Source organism: Janthinobacterium sp. P210005 (assembly GCF_036231865.1).
Taxonomy (GTDB): Bacteria; Pseudomonadota; Gammaproteobacteria; order Burkholderiales; family Burkholderiaceae_D; genus Janthinobacterium; species Janthinobacterium kumbetense.
Map to the genome: position 1 here is coordinate 104292 of NZ_JAZARC010000001.1, position 20963 is coordinate 125254.

The 20963-nt window shown below is 64.2% G+C and carries 19 protein-coding genes; 8 read left to right on the forward strand and 11 right to left on the reverse strand.

From position 1 onward, the window contains the following. Positions 1–10: 10 nt before the first annotated feature. Positions 11–958, forward strand: coding sequence for a cupin-like domain-containing protein (locus tag VPH40_RS00500; protein ID WP_328572306.1), 948 nt, complete (start codon positions 11–13; stop codon positions 956–958). 3 nt (positions 959–961) lie between these two features. Here the strand turns inward: VPH40_RS00500 and VPH40_RS00505 are convergent, their stop codons facing one another. Further along, positions 962–1867 (reverse strand): DMT family transporter, encoded by a 906-nt coding sequence (locus VPH40_RS00505; RefSeq protein ID WP_328572307.1) that lies wholly within the window; start codon positions 1865–1867, stop codon positions 962–964. Positions 1868–1918: 51 nt separating this feature from the next. Between VPH40_RS00505 and VPH40_RS00510 the strand changes: the two genes are divergently transcribed. Then, positions 1919–2476 carry a helix-turn-helix domain-containing protein gene (locus tag VPH40_RS00510; RefSeq protein ID WP_328572308.1) on the forward strand — a complete coding sequence of 186 codons (558 nt, stop codon included), beginning with the start codon at positions 1919–1921 and terminating at the stop codon, positions 2474–2476. Positions 2477–2483: 7 nt separating this feature from the next. On the opposite strand, the gene VPH40_RS00515 is transcribed toward VPH40_RS00510, so the two are convergent. From VPH40_RS00515 to trpS, 4 genes are all read right to left on the reverse strand, one after another. After that, positions 2484–3215 (reverse strand): class I SAM-dependent methyltransferase, encoded by a 732-nt coding sequence (locus VPH40_RS00515; RefSeq protein WP_328572309.1) that lies wholly within the window; start codon positions 3213–3215, stop codon positions 2484–2486. Further along, entirely contained in the window at positions 3212–4465 is a 1254-nt protein-coding gene (locus VPH40_RS00520; RefSeq protein ID WP_328572310.1) for a voltage-gated chloride channel family protein, read from the reverse strand. Before VPH40_RS00520 ends, VPH40_RS00515 begins: the two co-directional genes overlap by 4 nt. A gap of 35 nt (positions 4466–4500) precedes the next feature. Beyond that, positions 4501–6090 carry a pyridoxal-dependent decarboxylase gene (locus VPH40_RS00525; RefSeq protein ID WP_328572311.1) on the reverse strand — a complete coding sequence of 530 codons (1590 nt, stop codon included), beginning with the start codon at positions 6088–6090 and terminating at the stop codon, positions 4501–4503. 129 nt (positions 6091–6219) lie between these two features. Continuing rightward, positions 6220–7299 (reverse strand): tryptophan--tRNA ligase, encoded by a 1080-nt coding sequence (gene trpS / locus VPH40_RS00530; protein WP_251349144.1) that lies wholly within the window; start codon positions 7297–7299, stop codon positions 6220–6222. Positions 7300–7616: 317 nt separating this feature from the next. Here trpS and VPH40_RS00535 point away from each other — a divergent pair, with 317 nt between their 5' ends. Next, entirely contained in the window at positions 7617–9560 is a 1944-nt protein-coding gene (locus tag VPH40_RS00535; protein WP_305061604.1) for a CocE/NonD family hydrolase, read from the forward strand. On the opposite strand, the gene VPH40_RS00540 is transcribed toward VPH40_RS00535, so the two are convergent. The 4 genes from VPH40_RS00540 to VPH40_RS00555 all read right to left on the reverse strand — a co-directional run bounded on the left by VPH40_RS00540 (position 9557) and on the right by VPH40_RS00555 (position 13434). Further along, positions 9557–10414, reverse strand: a complete 858-nt coding sequence (locus VPH40_RS00540) for a DMT family transporter (protein ID WP_328572312.1) — start codon at positions 10412–10414, stop codon at positions 9557–9559. The two genes, VPH40_RS00535 and VPH40_RS00540, sit on opposite strands and share 4 nt — an antisense overlap. A 7-nt stretch (positions 10415–10421) precedes the next feature. Beyond that, positions 10422–11243, reverse strand: coding sequence for a substrate-binding periplasmic protein (locus VPH40_RS00545; RefSeq protein WP_289898344.1), 822 nt, complete (start codon positions 11241–11243; stop codon positions 10422–10424). 100 nt (positions 11244–11343) lie between these two features. Further along, entirely contained in the window at positions 11344–12627 is a 1284-nt protein-coding gene (locus tag VPH40_RS00550) for a TCR/Tet family MFS transporter (protein WP_328572313.1), read from the reverse strand. 156 nt (positions 12628–12783) lie between these two features. Beyond that, positions 12784–13434: an HD domain-containing protein gene (locus VPH40_RS00555; protein ID WP_328572314.1), complete on the reverse strand. Its 651-nt coding sequence runs from the start codon at positions 13432–13434 to the stop codon at positions 12784–12786. A gap of 319 nt (positions 13435–13753) precedes the next feature. Between VPH40_RS00555 and VPH40_RS00560 the strand changes: the two genes are divergently transcribed. The 3 genes from VPH40_RS00560 (at position 13754) to VPH40_RS00570 (ending at position 17928) form a co-directional block, all read left to right on the forward strand. Continuing rightward, a complete protein-coding gene (locus tag VPH40_RS00560; protein ID WP_035818113.1) occupies positions 13754–14245 on the forward strand; it encodes a chemotaxis protein CheW in 492 nt (163 codons plus the stop codon). 323 nt (positions 14246–14568) lie between these two features. Next, positions 14569–16209, forward strand: coding sequence for a methyl-accepting chemotaxis protein (locus VPH40_RS00565; protein ID WP_305051645.1), 1641 nt, complete (start codon positions 14569–14571; stop codon positions 16207–16209). Between the two features lie 72 nt (positions 16210–16281). Continuing rightward, positions 16282–17928: a methyl-accepting chemotaxis protein gene (locus tag VPH40_RS00570; protein ID WP_305061607.1), complete on the forward strand. Its 1647-nt coding sequence runs from the start codon at positions 16282–16284 to the stop codon at positions 17926–17928. Here the strand turns inward: VPH40_RS00570 and VPH40_RS00575 are convergent. Next, the gene (locus tag VPH40_RS00575) at positions 17925–18617 is read right to left on the reverse strand and encodes a ribonuclease HI family protein (protein WP_328572315.1); all 693 of its coding nucleotides are present in this window, start codon (positions 18615–18617) and stop codon (positions 17925–17927) included. The genes VPH40_RS00570 and VPH40_RS00575 overlap by 4 nt on opposite strands. Before the next feature lie 143 nt (positions 18618–18760). Between VPH40_RS00575 and VPH40_RS00580 the strand changes: the two genes are divergently transcribed. Both VPH40_RS00580 and VPH40_RS00585 read left to right on the forward strand, forming a co-directional pair. Then, on the forward strand, positions 18761–19969 hold the full coding sequence (locus VPH40_RS00580) for an NAD(P)/FAD-dependent oxidoreductase (protein WP_328572316.1): 1209 nt from the start codon (positions 18761–18763) through the stop codon (positions 19967–19969). 59 nt (positions 19970–20028) lie between these two features. Next, complete coding sequence (locus VPH40_RS00585) at positions 20029–20595, forward strand: RrF2 family transcriptional regulator (protein WP_289905349.1); 567 nt, start codon at positions 20029–20031, stop codon at positions 20593–20595. A gap of 11 nt (positions 20596–20606) precedes the next feature. Here VPH40_RS00585 and VPH40_RS00590 read toward each other — a convergent pair whose 3' ends face one another. Continuing rightward, positions 20607–20960 (reverse strand): hypothetical protein, encoded by a 354-nt coding sequence (locus tag VPH40_RS00590; RefSeq protein ID WP_328572317.1) that lies wholly within the window; start codon positions 20958–20960, stop codon positions 20607–20609. Positions 20961–20963: the final 3 nt, after the last annotated feature.

Below are 20963 nucleotides of genomic sequence, written 5' to 3' on the forward strand. Positions count from 1 at the left end.
AAGAAGATTTATGTCTGCAGAAAAAAAAGAGCCGCTCCCGCTTGCGGCAGCCCCCATCTCGACGCGCGCACTGCCGCCCAGGCCGCCAGCAGAATTCCGTTCTGCCGCAACAGCCCTTGCGCATAAGCAAGCGCGCGAAGCCAAGGATGCACAGGTGCGCGGCGTCACCTCGATCGACGCCATGCGCGAGGCCATCAAGCAGGCGGCGCGCGACTTGCCCAGCATCACCGAGGTGCCGCGCCTGGCGATGCTGGACGCCGCCGCCTTCCGCGCGCGGGCCGCGCTGGGCCTGCCTTTCCTGATGCGCGGGCTGGTGCAGCGCTGGCCCCTGTCGGCCCTGGGTCCCGACGTCTTGCGCGAACAGTTCAGCCACGTGCCCGTGCGGGCGCGGGTGGGCGATTACATCAACACGGCCTTTGCGGCCGACCGCGCCATGCAGGATATGTCGATGGGGCAATACCTGGACCTGGTGGCAGAGGGCAGGCACGCGTTGCCGCCTTACCTGGGCAACCTGGAATTGCGCGAACTGAACCGTTTGTGCCACTGGCCCACGTATTTCGACAAGATGGGTCCGCCGCGCTTCTGGGTGGGGCCGGCCGGCACGGTCACGCCCCTGCATTGCGATTACGACGACAATATCTTCGCGCAAGTGTGGGGCCGCAAGCGCATCATGTTATCGCCGCCGCACCACGACGCTTTCCTGTATCCGAGCGAGGCGAACGCCATCCTGTTCGGCTCGCCCTTCGACCCGGAAGCGCCCGATTTCGAGCGTTTTCCCCTCGCGCGCCAGGCTGCCATGATCGAATGCCTCGTCGAGCCGGGCGACATGCTGTACGTGCCTGCCGGCTGGTACCACCAGGTGCGGGCGCTGACGTTTTCCCTGTCCTCGAACCGCTGGGCCAGGGCCGTGCCGCTGGCCTTGCATGGCGATGCGGCGCTGCGGCGGGGCGGAGACTGAAGCTTATGGCTGCACGACCTTGGCCGCGCCGCGGCCCCGCTTCGGCCGCCATTCGCTGAGGATGCCGGCCGCGATAATCAATACCGCGCCCACGATGGCCAGGGCCGGCAGGCGCTCGCCGGCGATGCGCCCGATCACGCCGGCCCACACGGGTTCGCCCGCATAGATCAAGGTGGCCTTGGTGGCGGAAATGCGTTTCTGCGCCCAGTTCATCACATACTGGATCAATGCGCTGGCGCAGCCCAGTGCCAGCACGCTGAGAATGAACGTCTTGCCGAGGGTTGGCGGGGCTTCGCCCATGACGGGCATCAGCAGCAGGGCGATCAGGGATGCGGTGGCCAGTTGCACGATGGTCACGCGCAGGATGTTCAGCTGCGGCGAGACGCGGCTGATGAGGATGATTTCCAGGGCGATCGCGATGGCGCCCACGGCCGTGATCAGCTCGCCCTTGCCAAAACCCATGCTCAAGCCATCCGTGCCGGTCAGCAGCAGCAAGCCGATGAACGCCAGCACGACGGCCGCCCATACGGCAGGGTGGGGCCGCTGCTTGAAGACCAGCCATTGCACCAGCGGCACGATGGGCACATAGAAGGCCGTGATGAAAGCGGACTTGCTGCTCGTGATATACATCAAGCCATAGGTTTGCAGCGCATAGCCGCCAAAGATGCTCACGCCAATGGCCATGCCCGTCAGCAACTCCGCTTTCGTCAGCTGGCGCAGCTGGCCCCGGCAAATGAGGGCGCCGATGCTGGCGGCCACGGCAAAGCGGGCGGCGACAAAGGCCAGCGGCCCGCTGACCGTCATGGCATGTTGCACCACGAGAAAAGTGCCGCCCCAGATGAAGGTGATGGCGATCAGGGCCAGTTCGGGCATGCCGAGGGCGGGCGGGGGACTTGCGTGTGTTTTCATGGGGAGCTATGCTATGAGCAAAATATTTCCCATCATGATAGGAGCAATATATTGCGCAGTCAAGTCGAGGCCGGTGGCGTGCTGGAACACCTGGCCAAAAATCTGCGGCGCTTGCGCGTGGCCGCTGGCCTTAGCCAGGACGAGCTGGCCCGCCAGTCGGGCCTGAGCCGGCGCATGGTCAACGGCGTCGAGGCGGGCGGCACCAACATCAGCCTGGCCAACCTCGACCACGTGGCCGCCGCCTTGAACGTTGCCTTCGTCGACCTGGTCCAGCCGCCGCGGCAGCCGCATGACAGCTTGCGCGTGCTGATGTGGCAAAGCGCATCGCAAGCCAGCCAGGCCGTGCTGCTGGGGGCGGCGCCCGCCAGCCGCCAGGTGGAGCTATGGTCGTGGATACTGGCGCCGGGCGAGCGCTACGATGCCGAGCCTGATCCGGCCGGCTTCAGCGAAATGCTGTATGTGCTGGAAGGCGAGCTGCAGCTGGAGCTGGCGGCCGGGACGAGAACGCTGGTCACGGGCGATTTCTTCGTGTTCAGCAGCGCGCAAGCGTATAGCTATGTCAACGCTGGCACATCCACCTTGCGGTTTACGCGCAACGTGGCCAGCTGAGGGGAGACTACGCCAGGCCGCAGCCGATGAGGAGCAGCATGGGCCGCTCGCGCTCTTCCGCCAGGGCCGGCTGCAGGGCGACCTGCTCATCGCTGGGACCCCATTCTTCCACGTGTTCCAGTTGGAAACCCGCTTGCAGCAGCGCATTGATGGTCGTGCCCAGCGTGCGGTGCTGTTTGATCACGCCCGGCGCCAGCCAGTCGGAGACGCGCGGGCCTTGCTGCTGGTAACTGTCGACGGGCCAGCGCTTGCGGCCTTGCGCATCCGTCAGCCAGCCGGGCTGGCGCGGCGCCATGAAGATCGGATGCTCGATGGAAAACACCAGCTTGCCGCCCGTTTGTAAACCCTGGCGGATGGCGGCCAGCAGGGTGGCGTAGCCTTCGACGTAGTGGAAGGCCAGCGAACTATAGACCAGGTCGTAGCTGGCCGGCGGCAAGGCCAGTTGTTCCAGATCAAGCCTGGCATAGCTGACGGCCGCATGGTCTCCCATGCCGGCTGCCTGCGCCAGCATCTTTTCCGACACGTCCACGCCCAGCACCCGCGCCGCGCCGGCCTCGGCCGCCCAGCGGCAGAACCAGCCATAGCCGCAACCCAGGTCCAGCACGTTTTTTCCTTGCAGCGCGGGCAGCATGGCGCGCAAGGCCGGCCATTCGGGGGCGCTGTCGAGTCCGCCGACGGAGCGCGGCAACTGGCTGTAGGCCGTGAAGAAGGCGTCGTTGTCGTAGATGTTCTGCGTCATGGGTCGAGATCCTCGCGGCGCGTGCGCTTGGCGTGGCCGCCCCGCTGCGCCCGGTAAATGCCCGCGTGGCCGGAAAACAGGTAGGCCACGACGCAGGCGATGGCCGCATACACGCCGATCTCCGCGCCGAACAGTTCCATCGCCATCAGGGTCGAGGCGATGGGCGTGTTGGCGGCGCCCGCAAACACGGCGACGAAGCCGATGGCGGCCAGCAGGGTGACGGGCTGGTGCAGCAGCGGCCCCAGCGCATTGCCCAGGGTCGCGCCGATGAAGAACAATGGCGTCACTTCGCCGCCCTTGAAACCCGTGCCCAGCGAGACGATGGTAAACGCCATCTTGCCGAGGAAATCCCAGGCGGGCAGCGGTTCCTTGAGCGCATCGACGATGGTGGGAATGCCCAGGCCGATGTAGCGATCCGTACCCAGCAGCCACACGGCGAGCGCGACGACGAGGCCGCCTATCAGCGGGCGCAGCGGAGCGTAGGTAATCTTGCGTTTCATCAAGGCACTCAAGCCGTGCGTGGCTTGCGCAAACACTTTGCCTGTCACGCCGAACAGCACGCCCGCGATGACCATCGCGGACAAGGTCCAGGCGGAAATGGCGGGGATCAAAGGCACGGCGTAATGCGTGTGAGCAATGTGCAAAAGCGGACCCCACAGCAGGACCACCTGGTCGGCGATGACGGCGGCAGCCAGGCAGGGCAGCATGGCTTCGTAGCGCAGGCGGCCGATGGCCAGCACTTCCAGACCGAAGAGGGCGCCCGCCAGCGGCGTGCCGAAGACGGAGGCAAAGCCGGCACTGATGCCGGCCATCAGAATGATGCGGCGGTCTTCATTGTTCAAACGAAACATGCGGGTCAGCTGGTCGGCCAGCGCGCCGCCCATCTGCACGGCCGTGCCTTCGCGTCCGACGGAGGCGCCGAACAAATGCGAGACGACGGTGCCGCCCAGCACCAGCGGCGCCATGCGCAAGGGGATGATTTTTTTCGGGTCGTGGATTTCATCGATGAGCAGATTCGCGCCGCCTTCGACACTGCTGCCGTAGCGCAAATACAGCCAGCCGACGGCAAAGCCCGCCACGGGCAGCAGCCAGATCAGCCAGGCGTGCGCCAGGCGCGTACGCGTGGCCCAGTCCAGGGCGAACAGGAAAGCGGCCGAGGCCGAGCCCGCCAGCACGGCCACGACGCTCGCCAGCAGCAGCCATTTCAACAGATGCTTTAACAGATCGGTGAGGGCGCTGAGGCGGTGCATCGGGCATCCAGTTAAGGTTGATGGGTGGAACGTTCTTACAATCCCAGTTCCGCCGTCAGCGCCTGGCCGATGGCCCGCTGTTCGGCCAGGATGGCGCGCAAGTGGTGGGGGCGCGTCTTGACATTCGTCATGACCACGCGCAGCACATTGGTCGGACCGGGGTAGCGCGTCGATTCGAGTACCGTGCGCGACACAAAGCTGTGGCCTTGCGCCTTTTGCCGGTTTTGCAGCTTGGCGTTCAAGGTGTTCAGCTGCTTGTTCAGTTCGGTCGCCGCGTCCACCTGGCCGCCGGCCAGCAAGCTGTCCATGCGCTGGCGCAAGTGCGCGGGCACGTAGCGGTAGGTCAGGATGAAGGTGTCGGAGCGCGTGACGAGTTCGAAATCCTGCTGGTCGGCCAATAAATCCTGCAACTGGCCGGACAAGGTGGCTGCCTGCTGCAGCAAGGTCGTGTAGCCGGACACGCCCAGCACCTTGAACGAGGTCCACAGTTTCAAGGCATCGAAGCGGCGCGAGCCTTCCAGCGAAGTCTGGCCCAGGTCGCCGGAGTTGTCGCGCAAGATGTAGTTGGCATTGTGCTTGAGCAGGTTCAGGCTGGCGCTGTCCTTGAACAGCACCATGCTTTGCGCCATCGGCACCCACAGCAATTTATGCCCGTCGATGACGACGGAGTCGGCCAGGGCGATGCCGTCGTAAAGCGCGCGGTACTGTTCCGCGATCAGCAGCGCGCCGCCCCAGGCCGCATCCACATGGAACCAGATGCTTTCCCGCGCGGCAATGGCTGCCATGGCGGCCAGCGGGTCGATGGCGCCCGTTTCCGTCGTGCCGGCGATGCCGATCATGGCGACGACCTTGATATTGCGCAATTTCAAGTCGGCAATCGTCGCTTCCAGCGCCTGGACGTCGATGCGGTTGTCGCGGTCGACGGCCACCAGGTGCAGGGCGTTTTCACCGAGGCCCAGGGTCGCCAGCGCCTTCTTGACGGAATAGTGGCTGCGGGCCGAGCCGATCACGGCCAGTCCCGCGTAGCCGGATTCTTGCATGGCGGCAAACAGGCCCCGCTTGCGCGTGCCGGGCAGCTGCTGTTCCAGTGCGACGGCCAGGGCCGTCAAATTGCCCATGGTGCCGCCATTGACGACATTGCCCAGCGCGCCGCTGGTGGCGGCCATGGCTTGCGTGTAGACATATTCGGGCTGCTGGTACACCTGGCGGTGCAGCCAGCCCAGGATCTGCTTTTCGATCAGGGTCGACACATACGCCGTCTCGATCTTGACCTGGTTCTGGTTCAGGGTGGCCGTAAACGCTTCGGCCAGCACGCTGATCCAGGGCAGGGCCTGGGTCATGTGGCCGATGTATTGCGGGTGGTTCAGCTGGGCCGTATTGGCTAGCACGGTGGTGTCGAGTTCTTGCAGGAAATCCGCCACGGGCATGCCGTGCGCGGGCAGGCTGGTGTCGGACAGCTGCGTCAGCAGCTCCGCATACGGCGTGTGCGGATAGGCCGTGTCGCGCTCGGCGGCCAGCCAGCCGCCCAGCATGCCCAGCGCCTGGCGCAGGGGCGCGGGCGCCTGCTGCAATGCATCGATGGAAAAATGCTGCTGCAGCAGCTGTTCGACGGGTGTATCGGTCATGGCGCGTTGTTTTCTCTACGGATTGCTGGTGCCACGGTGACAAACGAATTGCGCCCAGGCGGAAGCGGGATTTTACCCGACTCCGCCTGAGCGCATCAGTTTGCTATGTCAGTTTGCTATTGCTGCTGATCAGAAGTAGTTCAAGCCCAGCGCCGACTTGACTTCATCAGCCGTGCGGGCCGCCACTTCGCGTGCCTTGAAGGTGCCTTCTTTCAGCATCTGGATGACTTGTCCCTTGTCTTTGGCGAACTCTTCGCGGCGGGCGCGGATCGGCGCCAGCATTTCCTGCAAGACCAGGTCCAGGCGCTTCTTGACGATGCTGTCGCCCAGGCCGCCGCGCACGTAATGGGCTTTCATGTCGGCCAGCGCCGCTTTTTCCGGGTCAAACGCGTCCAGGTACGTAAAGGCGATATTGCCTTCCAGGTGGCCCGGATCTTCCACGCGCAGGTGCAGCGGGTCGGTGTAGACTTTTTTCACGGCGGCCGTGATTTCGGCCGGGGTGGCGCCCAGGTTGATGGTGTTGCCCAGCGATTTGCTCATCTTCGCCTTGCCGTCGATGCCGGGCAGGCGGCCGATGTCCGGCACCAGCGCCTTGCATTCCATCAATACTTCGCGGTTATACATGCGGTTGAAGCGGCGCACGATTTCATTCGTTTGCTCGATCATCGGAATCTGGTCTTCGCCCACGGGCACCACGCCCGCCTTGAAGGCCGTGATGTCGGCCGCCTGGCTGGCCGGGTAGGTCAAGAAGCCGGCCGGAATGTCGCGCTCGAAGCCGCGCAGGCGGATTTCTTCCTTGACGGTGGGGTTGCGCTCGAGGCGCGCCACGGTGACGATGTTCAGGTAGTAAAAGGTCAGTTCGGCCAGTTCCGGAATCTGCGACTGGATGAACACGGTGGTTTTCGTCGGGTCGATGCCGACGGCCAGGTAATCGAGCGCCACTTCGACGACATTGCGGTGCACCTTGTCGATGTCGTCCATATTGTCCGTCAGCGCCTGCGCGTCGGCCAGCATGATGAATTGCTTGTAGCTGTTCTGGTAGCGCACGCGGTCGCGCAGGCTGCCCACGTAGTGGCCCAGGTGCAAGGGGCCGGTGGGGCGGTCGCCCGTCAGGATCACGGATTGCGAAGCGATGGCGGCAGCGGACAGCGGCGCGGCGTCGTTCTGGTCCTGGGTGTCGGGGGTGTCGGGCGTATTAGGCAAGCTCATCAAGTTTCCTTTTGAGCCGCCTGCATCGGGGATGATCCAGGCTGAGCCTGTTACGCCACCGATCGAGGCGGCGTGGATCAAATTCACATCACTATGCAGTGGCCGCGCGAAAGTGAGCGGGACCACCAATTCAAGCAGGCGTGTTGTGAAGGGATAAATTTCATGGCGTTATGGTTGCAGTTCGGGCGCGTTCTGTCAAGTTTGCGCCCGGATTTATCTGCTGCGCCGCGTCAGAGGCTTGCCTTATGTAAAACTTGCTTTCCGAGTACTATTGCCGTTCGGCCACTTTTGCGTGGCATGAATCATTGGAGAACAGTATGCCCATGTCGTCCCCCGTCCGGCTCACCGGCCTGGCTTTTGTTATCAGTTCCTTGTTTGCAGCACCCGCGATGGCGCAAACGCCGCCCATGACGCCCGATATCGGCGCCAAGCTGGTCATGCCCGATGTGAATGACTACGTCAAGCGCGTGGTGATGATCCCCATGCGCGACGGCGTCAAGCTGTACACGGTGATCGTCGTGCCGAAAGGCGCCCAGAAAGCGCCGATCATGCTCACGCGCACGCCGTACAATGCGGCCCGCCGCGCCCAGCGCGCCGCCAGCCCCAGCATGCTGGCCGCCCTGCCGCAGGGTGACGATACCCTGGTGGAAAACGGCTACATCCGCGTGTTCCAGGACGTGCGCGGCAAGCATGGCTCGGAAGGCGATTACGTCATGACGCGCCCCGTGCGCGGGCCGCTGAACCATACCAAGGTCGATAACGTGACCGATGCGTGGGACACCATCGACTGGCTCGTGAAAAACGTGCCGGAAACGAATGGCAAGGTGGGCATGCTGGGTTCCTCGTACGAGGGGCATACGGTGCTGATGGCCCTGGTCGACCCGCATCCGGCGCTGAAGGTGGCCATTCCCATGAGCGCCATGGTCGATGGCTGGCGCGGCGACGACTGGTTCCACAACGGCGCGTTCCGCATGCCGAGCCTGTCCTACCTGGCGTGGCAGACGAGCGCGCGCGGCAGTAGCGAGGCGCCGGCGCTGGGCGTGTATGACGAATACGATGCGTATCTGCGCATCGGCTCGGCCGGCGATTATGCGAAGAAGTTCGGCATCGACAAGCTGACCTACACGAAAAAGCTGTTCGAGCACCCCGCCTACGACAGTTACTGGCAGGAACAGGCGCTCGACAAGATCCTCGCCAAGCGCCCGCTGATCGTGCCTACCATGCACGTGGTGGGGCAGTGGGACCAGGAAGACATCTATGGCCCGTACGCCACCTACACGGCGATGGAGGGGCGCGACAAGCGCAACAACCTCAATTACCTGGCCATCGGCCCGTGGCGCCATAGCGGCGTCAACTATGACGGTTCCAGCCTGGGCGCCCTGAAGTTTGACGGCGATACGGCGCGCCAGTTCCGCGAAAAAGTCATGCAGCCATTCCTGAATCAATACCTGAAGGATGGCGCGCCGGAAGCGAACACGGCGCCCGTGGTGTCGTACCAGACCGGCACCAACCAGTGGCAGCGCCTGCAGCAGTGGCCGCTGGCCTGCGAGACCTGCGACACCAAGCTGACGCCGATCTACCTGCAGGACGGTTCCAGGCTGGGTTTTGCGGCGCCATCGGGCGCTGCGGATGCGGCTGAAGGCGCTTTCGATGAATACGTGGCCGACCCTGCCAAGCCCGTGCCTTTCGTGCCCCGTCCCGTGCGCCTCATGGACCCCGATGTGTGGAAGCCATGGCTGGTCAGCGACCAGCGCGGCTATGCCGACCGCACGGACGTGCTCAGCTATGTGTCCGAACCGTTGAAGACGGCCGTGCGCATCGCCGGCGCGCCGATGGTGAACCTGTTTGCCGCCACCAGCGGCACGGATGCCGATTGGGTGGTAAAACTGATCGACGTGTATCCGGACGAAGTGCCGTCGCAGCCGGCCATGGGCGGCTACCAGCTGGGCGTGGCGATGGATATCTTCCGCGGGCGCTACCGCGACAGCTTCGAGCACCCGACGCCGATACCGGCAGGTAAAGTGGAACGCTACCGCTTCGCCTTGCCGAACGCGAATCACGTCTTCCTGCCCGGCCACCGCATCGCCGTGCAAGTGCAGTCGAGCTGGTTCCCCCTGTACGACCGCAACCCGCAAAACTACGTGCCGAACATCTTCCTGGCCGACCCGGGCCATTATAGAAAGGCGACGCAGCGCGTGTACCACGCGACAGGGGCGGCCAGCGCGATCGAGTTGCCGATTGCGCCGCTCGACGCCCGCTAAGCGATTCGCATGAGGATGGCGCCCGCCGCGATCAGGCCGATGGCCAGGTAGCGGCGGGGGCTGATCTTTTCGCGCAGGAACAGGGCCGCGATGGCGATGGCGAACAGGATCGACGTTTCGCGCAGGGCCGCGATGGCGGCCACGGGCGCCTGCGTCATGGCCCACAGGGCCAGGCCATACGAAGCGAGGGTGCCGAAGCCGCCAACGGCGGCCAGGCGCCATTGCGTTTGCGCATACGCAAGCAAGTCGGCGGGGCGGCGCAACGCCGTCCACAGCAGCAGTCCTGCGCCGTTCAAGACAAAAATCCACATCGTGTAGGCGGCCGGCGCGCCGGACAGGCGCACGCCGATGCCGTCGATCAAGGTATAGCTGGCGATGACGCAGGCGTTGCCGAGCGCAAAGGCGGTGGCCCGGCCCGTGTTTTTCGGCATCCTGCCGATGGCGCCCGTGCGCGCGGCCACGTACAGGCCGAGGATGCCCGCGCAAATGCAGGCGACGGCGCCCATCTGCATGGGAGACAGGCGTTCGCCGATCAGCGGCCAGCTGGCCAGCGCCACGAGCAATGGCGCGCTGCCGCGCATCAAGGGGTAGGCATGGCTCATGTCGCCCGCCCTGTAGGCGGCCGCCAGCAGCGAGTAATACGCCAGCTGTGCCACGGCCGAGGCGGCCAGGTAGGGCCAGCTGGCGGGCGCGGGAGTGTTGACGAAGGGCAAGACGGCCAGCGAAATCAGGGCGGCGCCCACGGAAACGAGCACCGTGCTGAGGAAGGTATCCTTGCCCGACTTGACGATGGCGTTCCAGCTGGCGTGCAGCAGGGCGGCAAACAGGACGACGGCGACGACCAGACCGGACATGCAGGCCTTAGCGGGGGCGTATGCTCAGCGACAACAGTTCCTGGCGGTGATGGCGCTGGAAGCCGTCCATCACGGAGCCGGAGCGGCCCGCCCTGTCGAGCAGTTCGCGCAGGGTCGCCTGGTCTTCCGCCGTCAGCGACTTGCGCGACAGGTAGACGCCGCTCATGCCCCAGGGCAATTCCGGCAACGCTTCCAGGCGCAGGCGGTCGGCCAGGCCATACACGCGCGCATCGTTTTGCGCCACGCCGGCGAGGATGGTGGGCGCCATGATGGTGGCATCGATGAAGCCGCTTTGCATCAGGCGCGCCACGGACAGGGCGTCGACTTCGTAGAACAGGCGGCCCTGGCTGCTCAGCTCCTTCGCCAGCGCCTGGTACGGTGCGCCATAGTCGTAGCCGCGCACGAGCGCCACGCGCAATTCGCGCCGCTCGATCAGTTCCTGCATGGTGTTGATGGGCGGTCGCGCGCCCTGGAGCGAAATCAGCAGGGGCCGGCTGCCCAGCATGGGGATGAACAGGCCATGCTGGTCGCGCCGCAAGGTGCTGCTGGCCGGGATCAGCAAGTCGGCCTTGCCCGCCTCGAACATCGCTTCCAGGCGCGCGCGGGGCACGGCCGTGAAGATGAAATTGCAGCCGAGCTTGGCGCCCATGCCACGCAGCAAGTCGGGATAAATGCCGCTGATGGTGGCGCCATTCACCACCACGCTGGCGCCGATGGCCGAGACGGGCACCTGGATGTCGCGCGAGCATTGCGCGCCCGCCAGCGATGGCAGCGCCAGCGCCAGCATGGCCACGGTTCGGCGCCAGGCGCTGGAATAAAAGTCAGTCATACCCATCCTTGCTCACCATCGTATCGCCGGCGTCGGCAACGCCCGCTTGATTATCCCATTCTCGCCTATTTATTTCCCAAATACAATATTATCCCGCCGACTACTTTGTGGTGGAAACCATAAGTCTTGCCTGGCGTTGCGCCTTGAAGTAGCGCCAGGCTACCAGGATGCCCAGGGTTTGCATGATGGCGCACAGGTAGAAGGTGCTGCCGATGCGCCAGTCTTGCGGCGGCAAGTGGCTCACTTCGCCGAGAATCATGCTGCCGAGCAAAGGCATGAAGATGATGCCCAGGCTGCTGATCGATTGCAAGGAGCCCATCAGTTCTCCCTGTTCGCTGGCGTTGGACGATTTCGAGATGATGCCTTGCAGCGCCGGTCCGGCGGCAAAGGCCAGCAGGTTGCACAGGATCAGCGCATACATCATCCAGCCCTGCGTCGCCAGGCCGTACAGCAGATAGGTGAGGGCGCCCGAGGCCATGCCCAGCAGGGACAGGCGCACTTCGCCGAAACGCTTGATGAGGATGCCCAGCAAGCCCGCCTGCACGACGGCCGCGCACAGGCCCACGCAGAACAGGGCGATGCCGTTCTGGCGCGGCGTCCAGTCGAAGCGGAAGTGCGTGTACAGCACCCAGGTGGTGTTGAGCATCATTTGCGCAAACGTCATCAGGCCGAAGGCCAGCACCAGGCCGCGGATTTCCACGCGGCGCACCAGCTTGAGCAGGGCGGCAAACGGGTTGATGCGCGCCAGGGTGAACGGTGCGCGCGGACCCGGCTGCAGCGATTCGGGCACGCAGAAATAGCCGTAGATGAAATTGGCCGCCGACAGGCCCGCCGCCACGTAAAACGGCAGGTGCAGGTTGATCTCGCCCAGCAGGCCGCCCAGCATGGGGCCGCAAATGAAGCCCAGGCCGAAGGCGGCGCCGATCTTGCCGAAGCTCTTGGCGCGGTTGTCGTGCGTGGAGACGTCGGACGCATAGGCGGACGCGACCGACATGCTGGCCGACGAGACGCCGCCGATGATGCGGCCGATGAACAGGCAGGCCAGGTTCGGCGCCCAGCCCGTGGCGAGAAAGTTGATGCCCATGCCGGCCATCGAATACAGCAGCACGGGGCGGCGTCCCACGCGGTCGCTGATGGCGCCCAGCATGGGCATGAAGATGAATTGCAGCAAGCCGAAGACGGCCGCCATGATGCCGTACCAGAATGCCTGCTCATCCTTGCCGTTGACAAAGTCGCCGATCAGGATGGGCAGCACGGGCACCACCAGGCCGATGCCCAGCATGTCGATGAAGACGCAGACGAGGATGAAATTGAGGTTGCCGGCGCGCGCGGGCGAGGCGGGCGATGACGGTGAATGGCTGTCGGGGCTGGTTTTATCGGACATGCATGCTTTCGGCGCGCACCCCGCGCCGCCGTGCGGCGTGCGGAGTTCAGTTGTTGGCGTGGCGCCGGCGCGTGGCAGCTTCCTGCTGGCGCGCGGCGCGATAGCTGAGCCTTGCATTATAGACAGCGTGGGCCATGCTGGCTATCGCCACCCATGCTAGATGGCAATTCCCCATTCATCGGCAAAGGCGGCGCGGAAATCCGTCAGCACGGCCAGTCGCTGTTCGGCCAGCGCGCGGCCCGCCGCCGTCTGCATCTTGCCGGGCAGCTTGTCGAGCTTGGTGACGATATGGTCGAGCGCGTAAGCCTTGTCGTCGAGCGGACGCTGCTGCGCCAGCGGGTCCGTGCCGTGCGCCAGCGCGCTATCCATGCGCGCGGCCGTATAGAACAACCGCGCCAGTCCGACGGCGCCCAGCGCATCGATGCGGTCGGCATCCTGCACGATTTGCGCTTCGAGCGTGTGCGGCGGCAAGTTGGCGGAAAAACTGTGCGTCTCGATGGCGTGGGCCACGCCGGCCAATTTTTCTGCCGGAAAATCCAGTTCCGCCAACTGGCGGCAAGCCAGCGTTGCCGCCTGGCGCGAAGCCAGGTGGCGCTCGGGGTGGTTCTTTGGCAGGTTGACCAGGTCGTGCAGGTAGCAGGCGGCCATCACGGTGAGCGCATCCGCGTCCGCATGGTCTTGCAGCAGGACACTGGCATTGCGCCAGACGCGGTGCAGGTGGTTGAGGTCGTGGGCGCCGTCATCGCCCAGGCCGGCCTTGGCCAGCGCCAGCAGGCGTGGTTGCCATTGGGAAAGCAAAGAATGCATGTTCTCAGTCGTAAAAAGCAGGGGCCGCCAGTGTGGCATAAAACGGCGCAGTGCGTGGCGGGGGCCGGCGTGCCGTAATCGCCACATAAATTGCATTTTTGAAAATCAAAAATCAGACGGTCGCTCTTTTTTAGTGCATGTAAAATTTACATGGGGTAACATTGCCGCAAGGAAATTAGAGGCATAAGCTAATTGCTAGAAAATATTTGCAAAAACACACAAGTGGCGGCCATCCCCTGTTGGGTGACTTTGCCACGTCCAAGGCTTGCTTGCAGCGTGCCTTGGCCTGCGCCCCAGGCGAGTTAACGAAAGGAATATCATGAACACCATTTCCAGCGACACTGGCGCAACCGTTGCCAAGGCTGCCGAATACCTGGCCTTTACCCTGGGCCAGGAAGAATATGGCATCGACATCCAGAAAGTCAGCGAAATCCGCAGCTATGAAACGCCGACCCGCATCGCCAACGCGCCCGAGTTCGTCAAGGGCGTGGTCAACCTGCGCGGCATCATCGTGCCCATCGTCGACATGCGCATCAAGTTCAACCTGGGCACGCCCAGTTATGACCAGTTCACCGTCGTCATCATCCTCAATATCGGCAACCGCGTCGTCGGCATGGTCGTCGACCGCGTTTCCGACGTCACCACCCTGATGCCGGAACAGATCAAGCCGGCGCCGGACATGGGCCGTTCGATCAACACGGAATACGTGATCGGCCTGGGCACCATCGACGAGCGCATGCTGATCCTGGTCGATATCGACCAGTTGATGTCCAGCGCCGATATGGGCTTGATCGAAAAATTGGCAGCCTAGGCCGCCAGGAAAAGTCCAGGACGGCGTTGCATTGCCTCGCCGTACATTCGTACTGTCTTCGGCAACGCGCCTTGCCCTGAACATTTCCTGACACCCTAGTGCGAGAGGGTTTTTTAGAAACAATTGACCCCAAGCATTGTTTGCTTTTTCTGCAAGGCGCACGCTAGCGCATTTCCTGGCGCACGGTTCAGCCGAACCGTGCGCCAGTTTCACTTGAGTTTCACTTTTTACGCCCGTTTCGCCATGGCAGCCAGCCAGCGTCCGCCCTGAGCGGGAGCGCCAGCCGGCCGCCACGCCGGCATCCGGGTTTTTAGGACAGTCACATGAATTTATTACGCAACGTCAGCATCGGTGTCCGCCTGGGACTCGGTTTTGCCGTGATTTTGCTGTTTTCCATGCTCATTACGGGCATCAGCGTCTGGCGCTTGCACGATGTGGCCAGCGCCACGCGCGTCATGATGGAGCAGCCGCTGGCCAAGGAACGCTATATTTCCGACTGGTATGGCCGTATCGACAGCGCCGTGCGCCGCACCATCGCCATTGCCCGCAGCAGCGATACCTCGCTGAGCGGCTATTTCGCTGAAGAATCGAAAGTCTCGTCGTCCAGCTCGGCCGAGCTGCAAAAGAAAATCGAGGCGCTGATCGACAAGCCGGAGGAAAAAGCCATGTTCGCGGGCTTGCTGGAACAGCGCAAGGTATACATCGGTTCGCGCGACCAGGTCTACAAGCTGAAGGGCGAAGCGCAGGTCGATGCCGCCAATGAAGTGTTTGAAAAGACCTTCGTGCCGGCCGCCGCCAAGTACCAGAAGATGGTGTCGGACTTGCTGGAACACCAGCGCGCCACGATCGACGCCACCGCGCGCGAGATCGACGCCGTCGCCAATACCAGCCGCAACCTGATGCTGGTACTGGCCGCGCTGGCGCTGGCATTCGGCGTCGTCTGTGCCTGGGTCTTGACGATGGGTATCGTGCGCCCCCTGCGCACGGCCGTGGACATTGCCCGCAAGGTGGCTGATGGCGACTTGACGGCGCAGATCGACGCCAGCGCCAAAGATGAAACTGGGCAACTTTTGCTGGCCCTGAAGGACATGAACACGAGCTTGCTCAATATCGTGGGCGAAGTGCGCAGCGGCACGGACAGCATCGCGACGTCGTCGACGCAAATCGCCGCCGGCAACCAGGACCTGTCTTCCCGCACGGAAGAGCAGGCCGGTTCCCTGGAAGAAACGGCGTCGTCGATGGAAGAGCTGACCAGCACCGTGAAACAGAATGCGGACAATGCGCGCCAGGCGAACCAGTTGGCGGCCTCGGCTGCGCAAGTGGCCGTCAAGGGCGGCGCAGTCGTGGCGCAAGTGGTGGGCACGATGGAATCGATCAATGCTTCGTCGAACAAGATCGTCGACATCATTTCCGTCATCGACGGCATCGCCTTCCAGACGAATATCCTGGCGCTGAATGCGGCCGTGGAAGCGGCGCGCGCGGGCGAGCAAGGCCGCGGTTTTGCCGTCGTGGCGTCCGAAGTGCGCAACCTGGCGCAGCGTTCGGCATCGGCGGCGAAAGAGATCAAGACCCTGATCGGTGCTTCCGTGGAGCAAGTCAACGCGGGCAGCATGCTGGTGGCGCAAGCCGGTTCCACCATGAACGATATCGTCGACAGCGTGCAGCGCGTGAGCGACATCATCACGGAAATCACGGCGGCCAGCAGCGAGCAAAGCGTGGGCATCGACGAAATCAACCGCGCCATCGGCCAGATGGATGCTGTGACGCAACAAAACGCGGCCCTGGTGGAAGAGTCGGCGGCGGCCGCCGAATCGATGCAGCACCAGGCGCACAATCTGGCGCAAGTCGTCAGCGTCTTTAAACTCAATGGCCAGCAGGCCGGCGCCGGCGGCGTGAAGGGTGTGCAACACGCGCAGAAACGCCCGGCAGCGCCGCAAACCACTTTGCGCATCGGCACGCGCTGATGCCGCCGCGGCTGCCCCGGGCAGCCGCAACCCCTTTTATATAGTCTGGTTCCGCTTTTTTAGGATATTCACATGAATTTGTTAAGAAACGTCAGTATTGGTGTGCGCCTCGGCCTGGGTTTTGCCGTGATTTTGCTGTTTTCCATGCTCATTACGGGCATCAGCGTGTGGCGTTTGCACGACGTGGCCATGGCCACGCGCACCATGATGGAGCTGCCGCTGGCGAAGGAACGCTATATTTCCGACTGGTATGCAAAGATCGATAGCGGCGTGCGCCGCACCACGGCCATCGCGCGCAGCAGCGACACGTCACTGGGCGCGTATTTTGCGGAAGAGGCCAAGCAATCGTCCGTCGTGTCGGGCGAATTGCAAAAGAAAATCGAAGCCTTGATTTCCAGCCCGGAAGAAAAGGAACTGTTCCGCCTGGTGAGCGAACAGCGCAAGGTCTACCTCGATTCGCGCGCGCAAGTGTCGAAGCTGAAGGCGGATGGGCAGGAAGCCGAGGCAGAAAAGGCGTTCCAGGGCATCTTCGTGCCCGGTTCGACGAAATACCTGAAAGTGGTCAACGACATGCTGCAGCACCAGCGCGCCAGCATCGACACGACGGCGCGCGAGATCGACGAGGTCGCCAAGACGAGCCGCAACTTGCTGCTGACCCTGGCCGTGCTGGCGCTGGGCTTTGGCGTCGTCTGCGCCTGGCTGTTGACGACGGGCATCGTGCGCCCCCTGCGCACGGCCGTGGACATCGCCCGCAAGGTGGCCGATGGCGACTTGACGGCGCAGATCGACGCCAGCGCCAAAGATGAAACTGGGCAACTTTTGCTGGCCTTGAAGGACATGAACACAAGCTTGCTCAACATCGTCAGCGAAGTGCGCGCAGGTACGGACAGCATCGCGACGTCATCGACGGAAATTGCCGCCGGTAACCAGGACCTGTCTTCCCGCACGGAAGAGCAGGCCGGTTCCCTGGAAGAAACGGCGTCGTCGATGGAAGAGCTGACTTCCACCGTGAAACAGAATGCGGACAATGCGCGCCAGGCGAACCAGTTGGCGGCCTCGGCGGCGCAAGTGGCCGTCAAGGGCGGCGCAGTGGTGGCGCAAGTGGTGGGCACGATGGAATCGATCAATGCTTCCTCGAACAAGATCGTCGATATCATTAGCGTGATCGATGGCATCGCCTTCCAGACGAACATCCTGGCCCTGAACGCGGCCGTGGAAGCGGCGCGCGCGGGCGAGCAGGGTCGCGGCTTTGCCGTCGTGGCGTCCGAAGTGCGCAACCTGGCGCAGCGTTCCGCATCGGCGGCGAAAGAGATCAAGACCCTGATCGGTGCTTCCGTGGAGCAAGTCAACGCGGGCAGCATGCTGGTGGCGCAAGCCGGTTCGACCATGAACGATATCGTCGACAGCGTGCAGCGTGTGAGCGACATCATCACGGAAATCACGGCGGCCAGCAGCGAGCAAAGCGTGGGCATCGACGAAATCAACCGGGCCATCGGCCAGATGGATGCCGTGACGCAACAAAATGCGGCCCTGGTGGAAGAGTCGGCGGCTGCCGCCGAATCGATGCAGCACCAGGCGCACAACCTGGCGCAAGTGGTCAGCGTGTTCAAATTGAATGGCCAGCAGGCCGGCGCCGGCGGCTTGAAGGCCGTGGGCGGCGGCAAGCGCCCGGCGGCCAAGGCGCCGCAAGAGGCATTGCAGATCGGCCGCGCCGCCTAAACGGCAAGGGGTGGAGGGTCTTCCTCCACCCAGCCGGCGATCGCCAGCTGCGACAGCCGGTCCGCCTCGCCATTGCGGTGGCGCGGCAGCCAGCGCAGCGTTACATCGTGTAATTGTTCCAGCAGGGCCACTACGGTGGCCCTGTGTATTTCCAGTCCCTTGGCGCCAGCCGCCGCCGTTCCCAATACATCGTTGATCACCACCTGGCTGTCGCCGTACAGCAGCAGTTGCGCGGGCGGCGGGCGCACGCCGAGTGCCGCCTGCAGCACGGCCGTCAGGGCCGCATATTCCGCGTCGCTGCTGCTGCCATAACCGACGGCCTCGCTCACTTCGATACGTTCGCCGTTCGGCCCCAGCAGCAGGGCGCCGATGCCCAGCTTGCCCGGATTCGGGTGGGCGGAGCCGTCGAACCAGCCGCGCCATGCCGAAGCGGGGCCAGCCGGCAGGCGCTTGGCCGCTTGCGCCTGCTGGCGGTCGCTGATCTTTTGCGCCTTGCGCTGCGCGTCGGCCGCGCGCGCCTGCGTCCGTGTCGCCAGCAGGGCGGCAAGGCCCTGCGTGCCTGCCGCCTGTTCCAGTATGCGCTGCAGCGCCGCGTCGCCGGTGATGCCTTCCAGCGCCGCCATCCGGCGCGCCTGTATCCGCTCGCTCTTGAACGCTGCTGCCAGCAATGTTTCCAATTCCTCTTGCATGGGGCTTTCCCTGATCGTTGTGCCGCGAATCTACGCGAGTGCGGCGCGGACCGCAAGACAGGCTGCGCCTTTTTCGGCATGTCCGCTTGCGCCGCATAACACGGAGTGATATAGTCTGCGTTATCAAATCAAGGAGAAAAAACATGACACAGCGCGTATTGATCATTGGTGCCGGCTTTGCCGGCTTGTGGAGCGCCCTGGCTGCCGTGCGCCGCCTGCGGCTGGAAAACGTTGCGGCAGGCGACATCGAAGTGGCGCTGGTGGCGCCGGAAGCCGTGCTGACGATGCGCCCGCGCCTGTACGAGCCGGCGCCTGCCGGCATGGTGGCGCCGTTGCAGCAACTGTTTGACGACACGGGCGTGCGCTTCATCGCGGGCAAGGTCGAGGCCATCCGCAGCGCCAGCGACGAGGTCGATATCGTGGCCGCCGACGGCAGCCGTTCGACCCTGGCCTATGACCGCCTGGTGCTGGCGGCGGGCAGCAGCTTGTTCCGTCCGGATATTCCGGGTTTGCAAGAATTTGCCTTCAGCACCGACCAGCGCGACGACGCGGTGGCGCTCGATGCGCACCTGCATGGTCTGGCTGGCCGGCCCGCATCGGCCGCGCGCAATACGGTCATCGTGGCCGGTGGCGGTTTCACGGGCATCGAACTGGCGGCCGAGCTGCCGGCCCGCCTGCGCGCCATCCTGGGGCAGGATGCCGAGATCAAGGTGATCATCGTCGAGCGGGCGCCCGACATCGGCCCCGACCTGGGACCGGGACCGCGTCCCGTGATCGAGCAGGCGCTGGCGGAGCTGGGCGTGGAATGCCGGCTCGGTTCGGCCGTCGCCGCCATCGACGGGGACGGCTTGACGACGGCCGATGGCGAGCGCATCGAGGCGGCCACCGTGGTGTGGACGGCGGGCGTGCGGGCCAGCGCGCTGACGGCGCAGATTCCCGGCGACAAGGACGCGGCGGGCCGCCTGCGGGTGGCGAACGACTTGCGCGTGCCTGGCGCGGGCAAGGTCTTTGCCACGGGCGACGCGGCCGTCGCGGCCACGGACGACGCTGGCAATCACACGCTGATGAGTTGCCAGCACGCCATGTTCCTCGGACGTTCCTCGGGCGACAATGCCGTGGCAGACCTGCTGGGCCTGGCCACGCGGCCCTACCGCCAGCCGTATTATGTGACGTGCCTCGACCTGGGGGCGTGGGGAGCGGTCGTCACGCAGGGCTGGGAGCGCAAGGTGTGGATGACGGGCAGCGAAGGCAAGGCATTGAAGGTGGCCATCAATGGCCGCGTGATTTATCCGCCCGCCGACAGCGCGGCGGCGCTGGCGGCCGCCGATCCCGCGTTCGAGCTGTCGCTGTAGCCTTGCGGCTGCAAACGGGGAGTGCTACAGTCCCCGTTTTGCAACGGAGGAATGGCATCATGGCACATTATGGAAGCGGCACCGAGTATGGCTTGCATTGCCTGCTGTATCTGGCGCAGCCGCTTGCCGAGCCTGCCAGCAGCCGCGACCTGGCGGAATTGCAGGGCATTTCCGTCTCTTTCCTGGCAAAAATCTTCCCCAAGCTGGAGAAGGCGGGCATCGTGACGGCGTCGGAAGGCATACGCGGCGGCTACCAGCTGGCGCGTCCGGCGGCCGAGATCAGCGTGCTCGACGTGGTGGACGCCATCGAGGGGCCGAAACCGTTGTTCGATTGCCAGCAGATCCGCAGCCGCTGCACCCTGTATGAAGGCGAGCCGCCCGGCTGGATGACCAGCGGCGTGTGCGGCATCCATGCCTTGATGCTGCGCGCCGAGAAAAGCATGCGCGCCGAGCTGGCCAAGACGACCCTGGCGGACCTGGCGCAAGGCGTGGGCAGTGCGGCGCCGGCCGGCTTTGGCGAGGATTTGCAGGGCTGGTTCAGCGGCCGCGTGCAAGTGCGCAGCGAAGCGCGCATCGCCGCCGTGCGCGGACCGAAGCCGCGCCGCGTCAAGGGCGATGCCGTCTGACGCCAGCGATCCTAGGGTTTCAATAGCATGGTATCGACGAGGCTGCCGATCCAGCATGCCACCAGCACACAAACGGCCACCGTCATGGCGGGGCCGTCATGGGCCGACAGCGCATCGACTTTTTCCACGATCAGTTGCACGTCGAGGGGCAGGGCGCCGCTGTCGATCTGTGCCATAACTTGATCCAATCGTGCCATGATCTGGCGCAATACGAGCACCAGCGCGATCAGCGCGGGCACGAGGAAGAGGCAGCCGCGCGCCTTGCGTTTTAATAAGAAATGCCCGCTGCCGGGAAACACGAGGCCCGACAGCAGCAGGGCCTGCGTGCGTTTGGATAGGGATGAAGGTGAGGGGGAGCCGCTCATGCG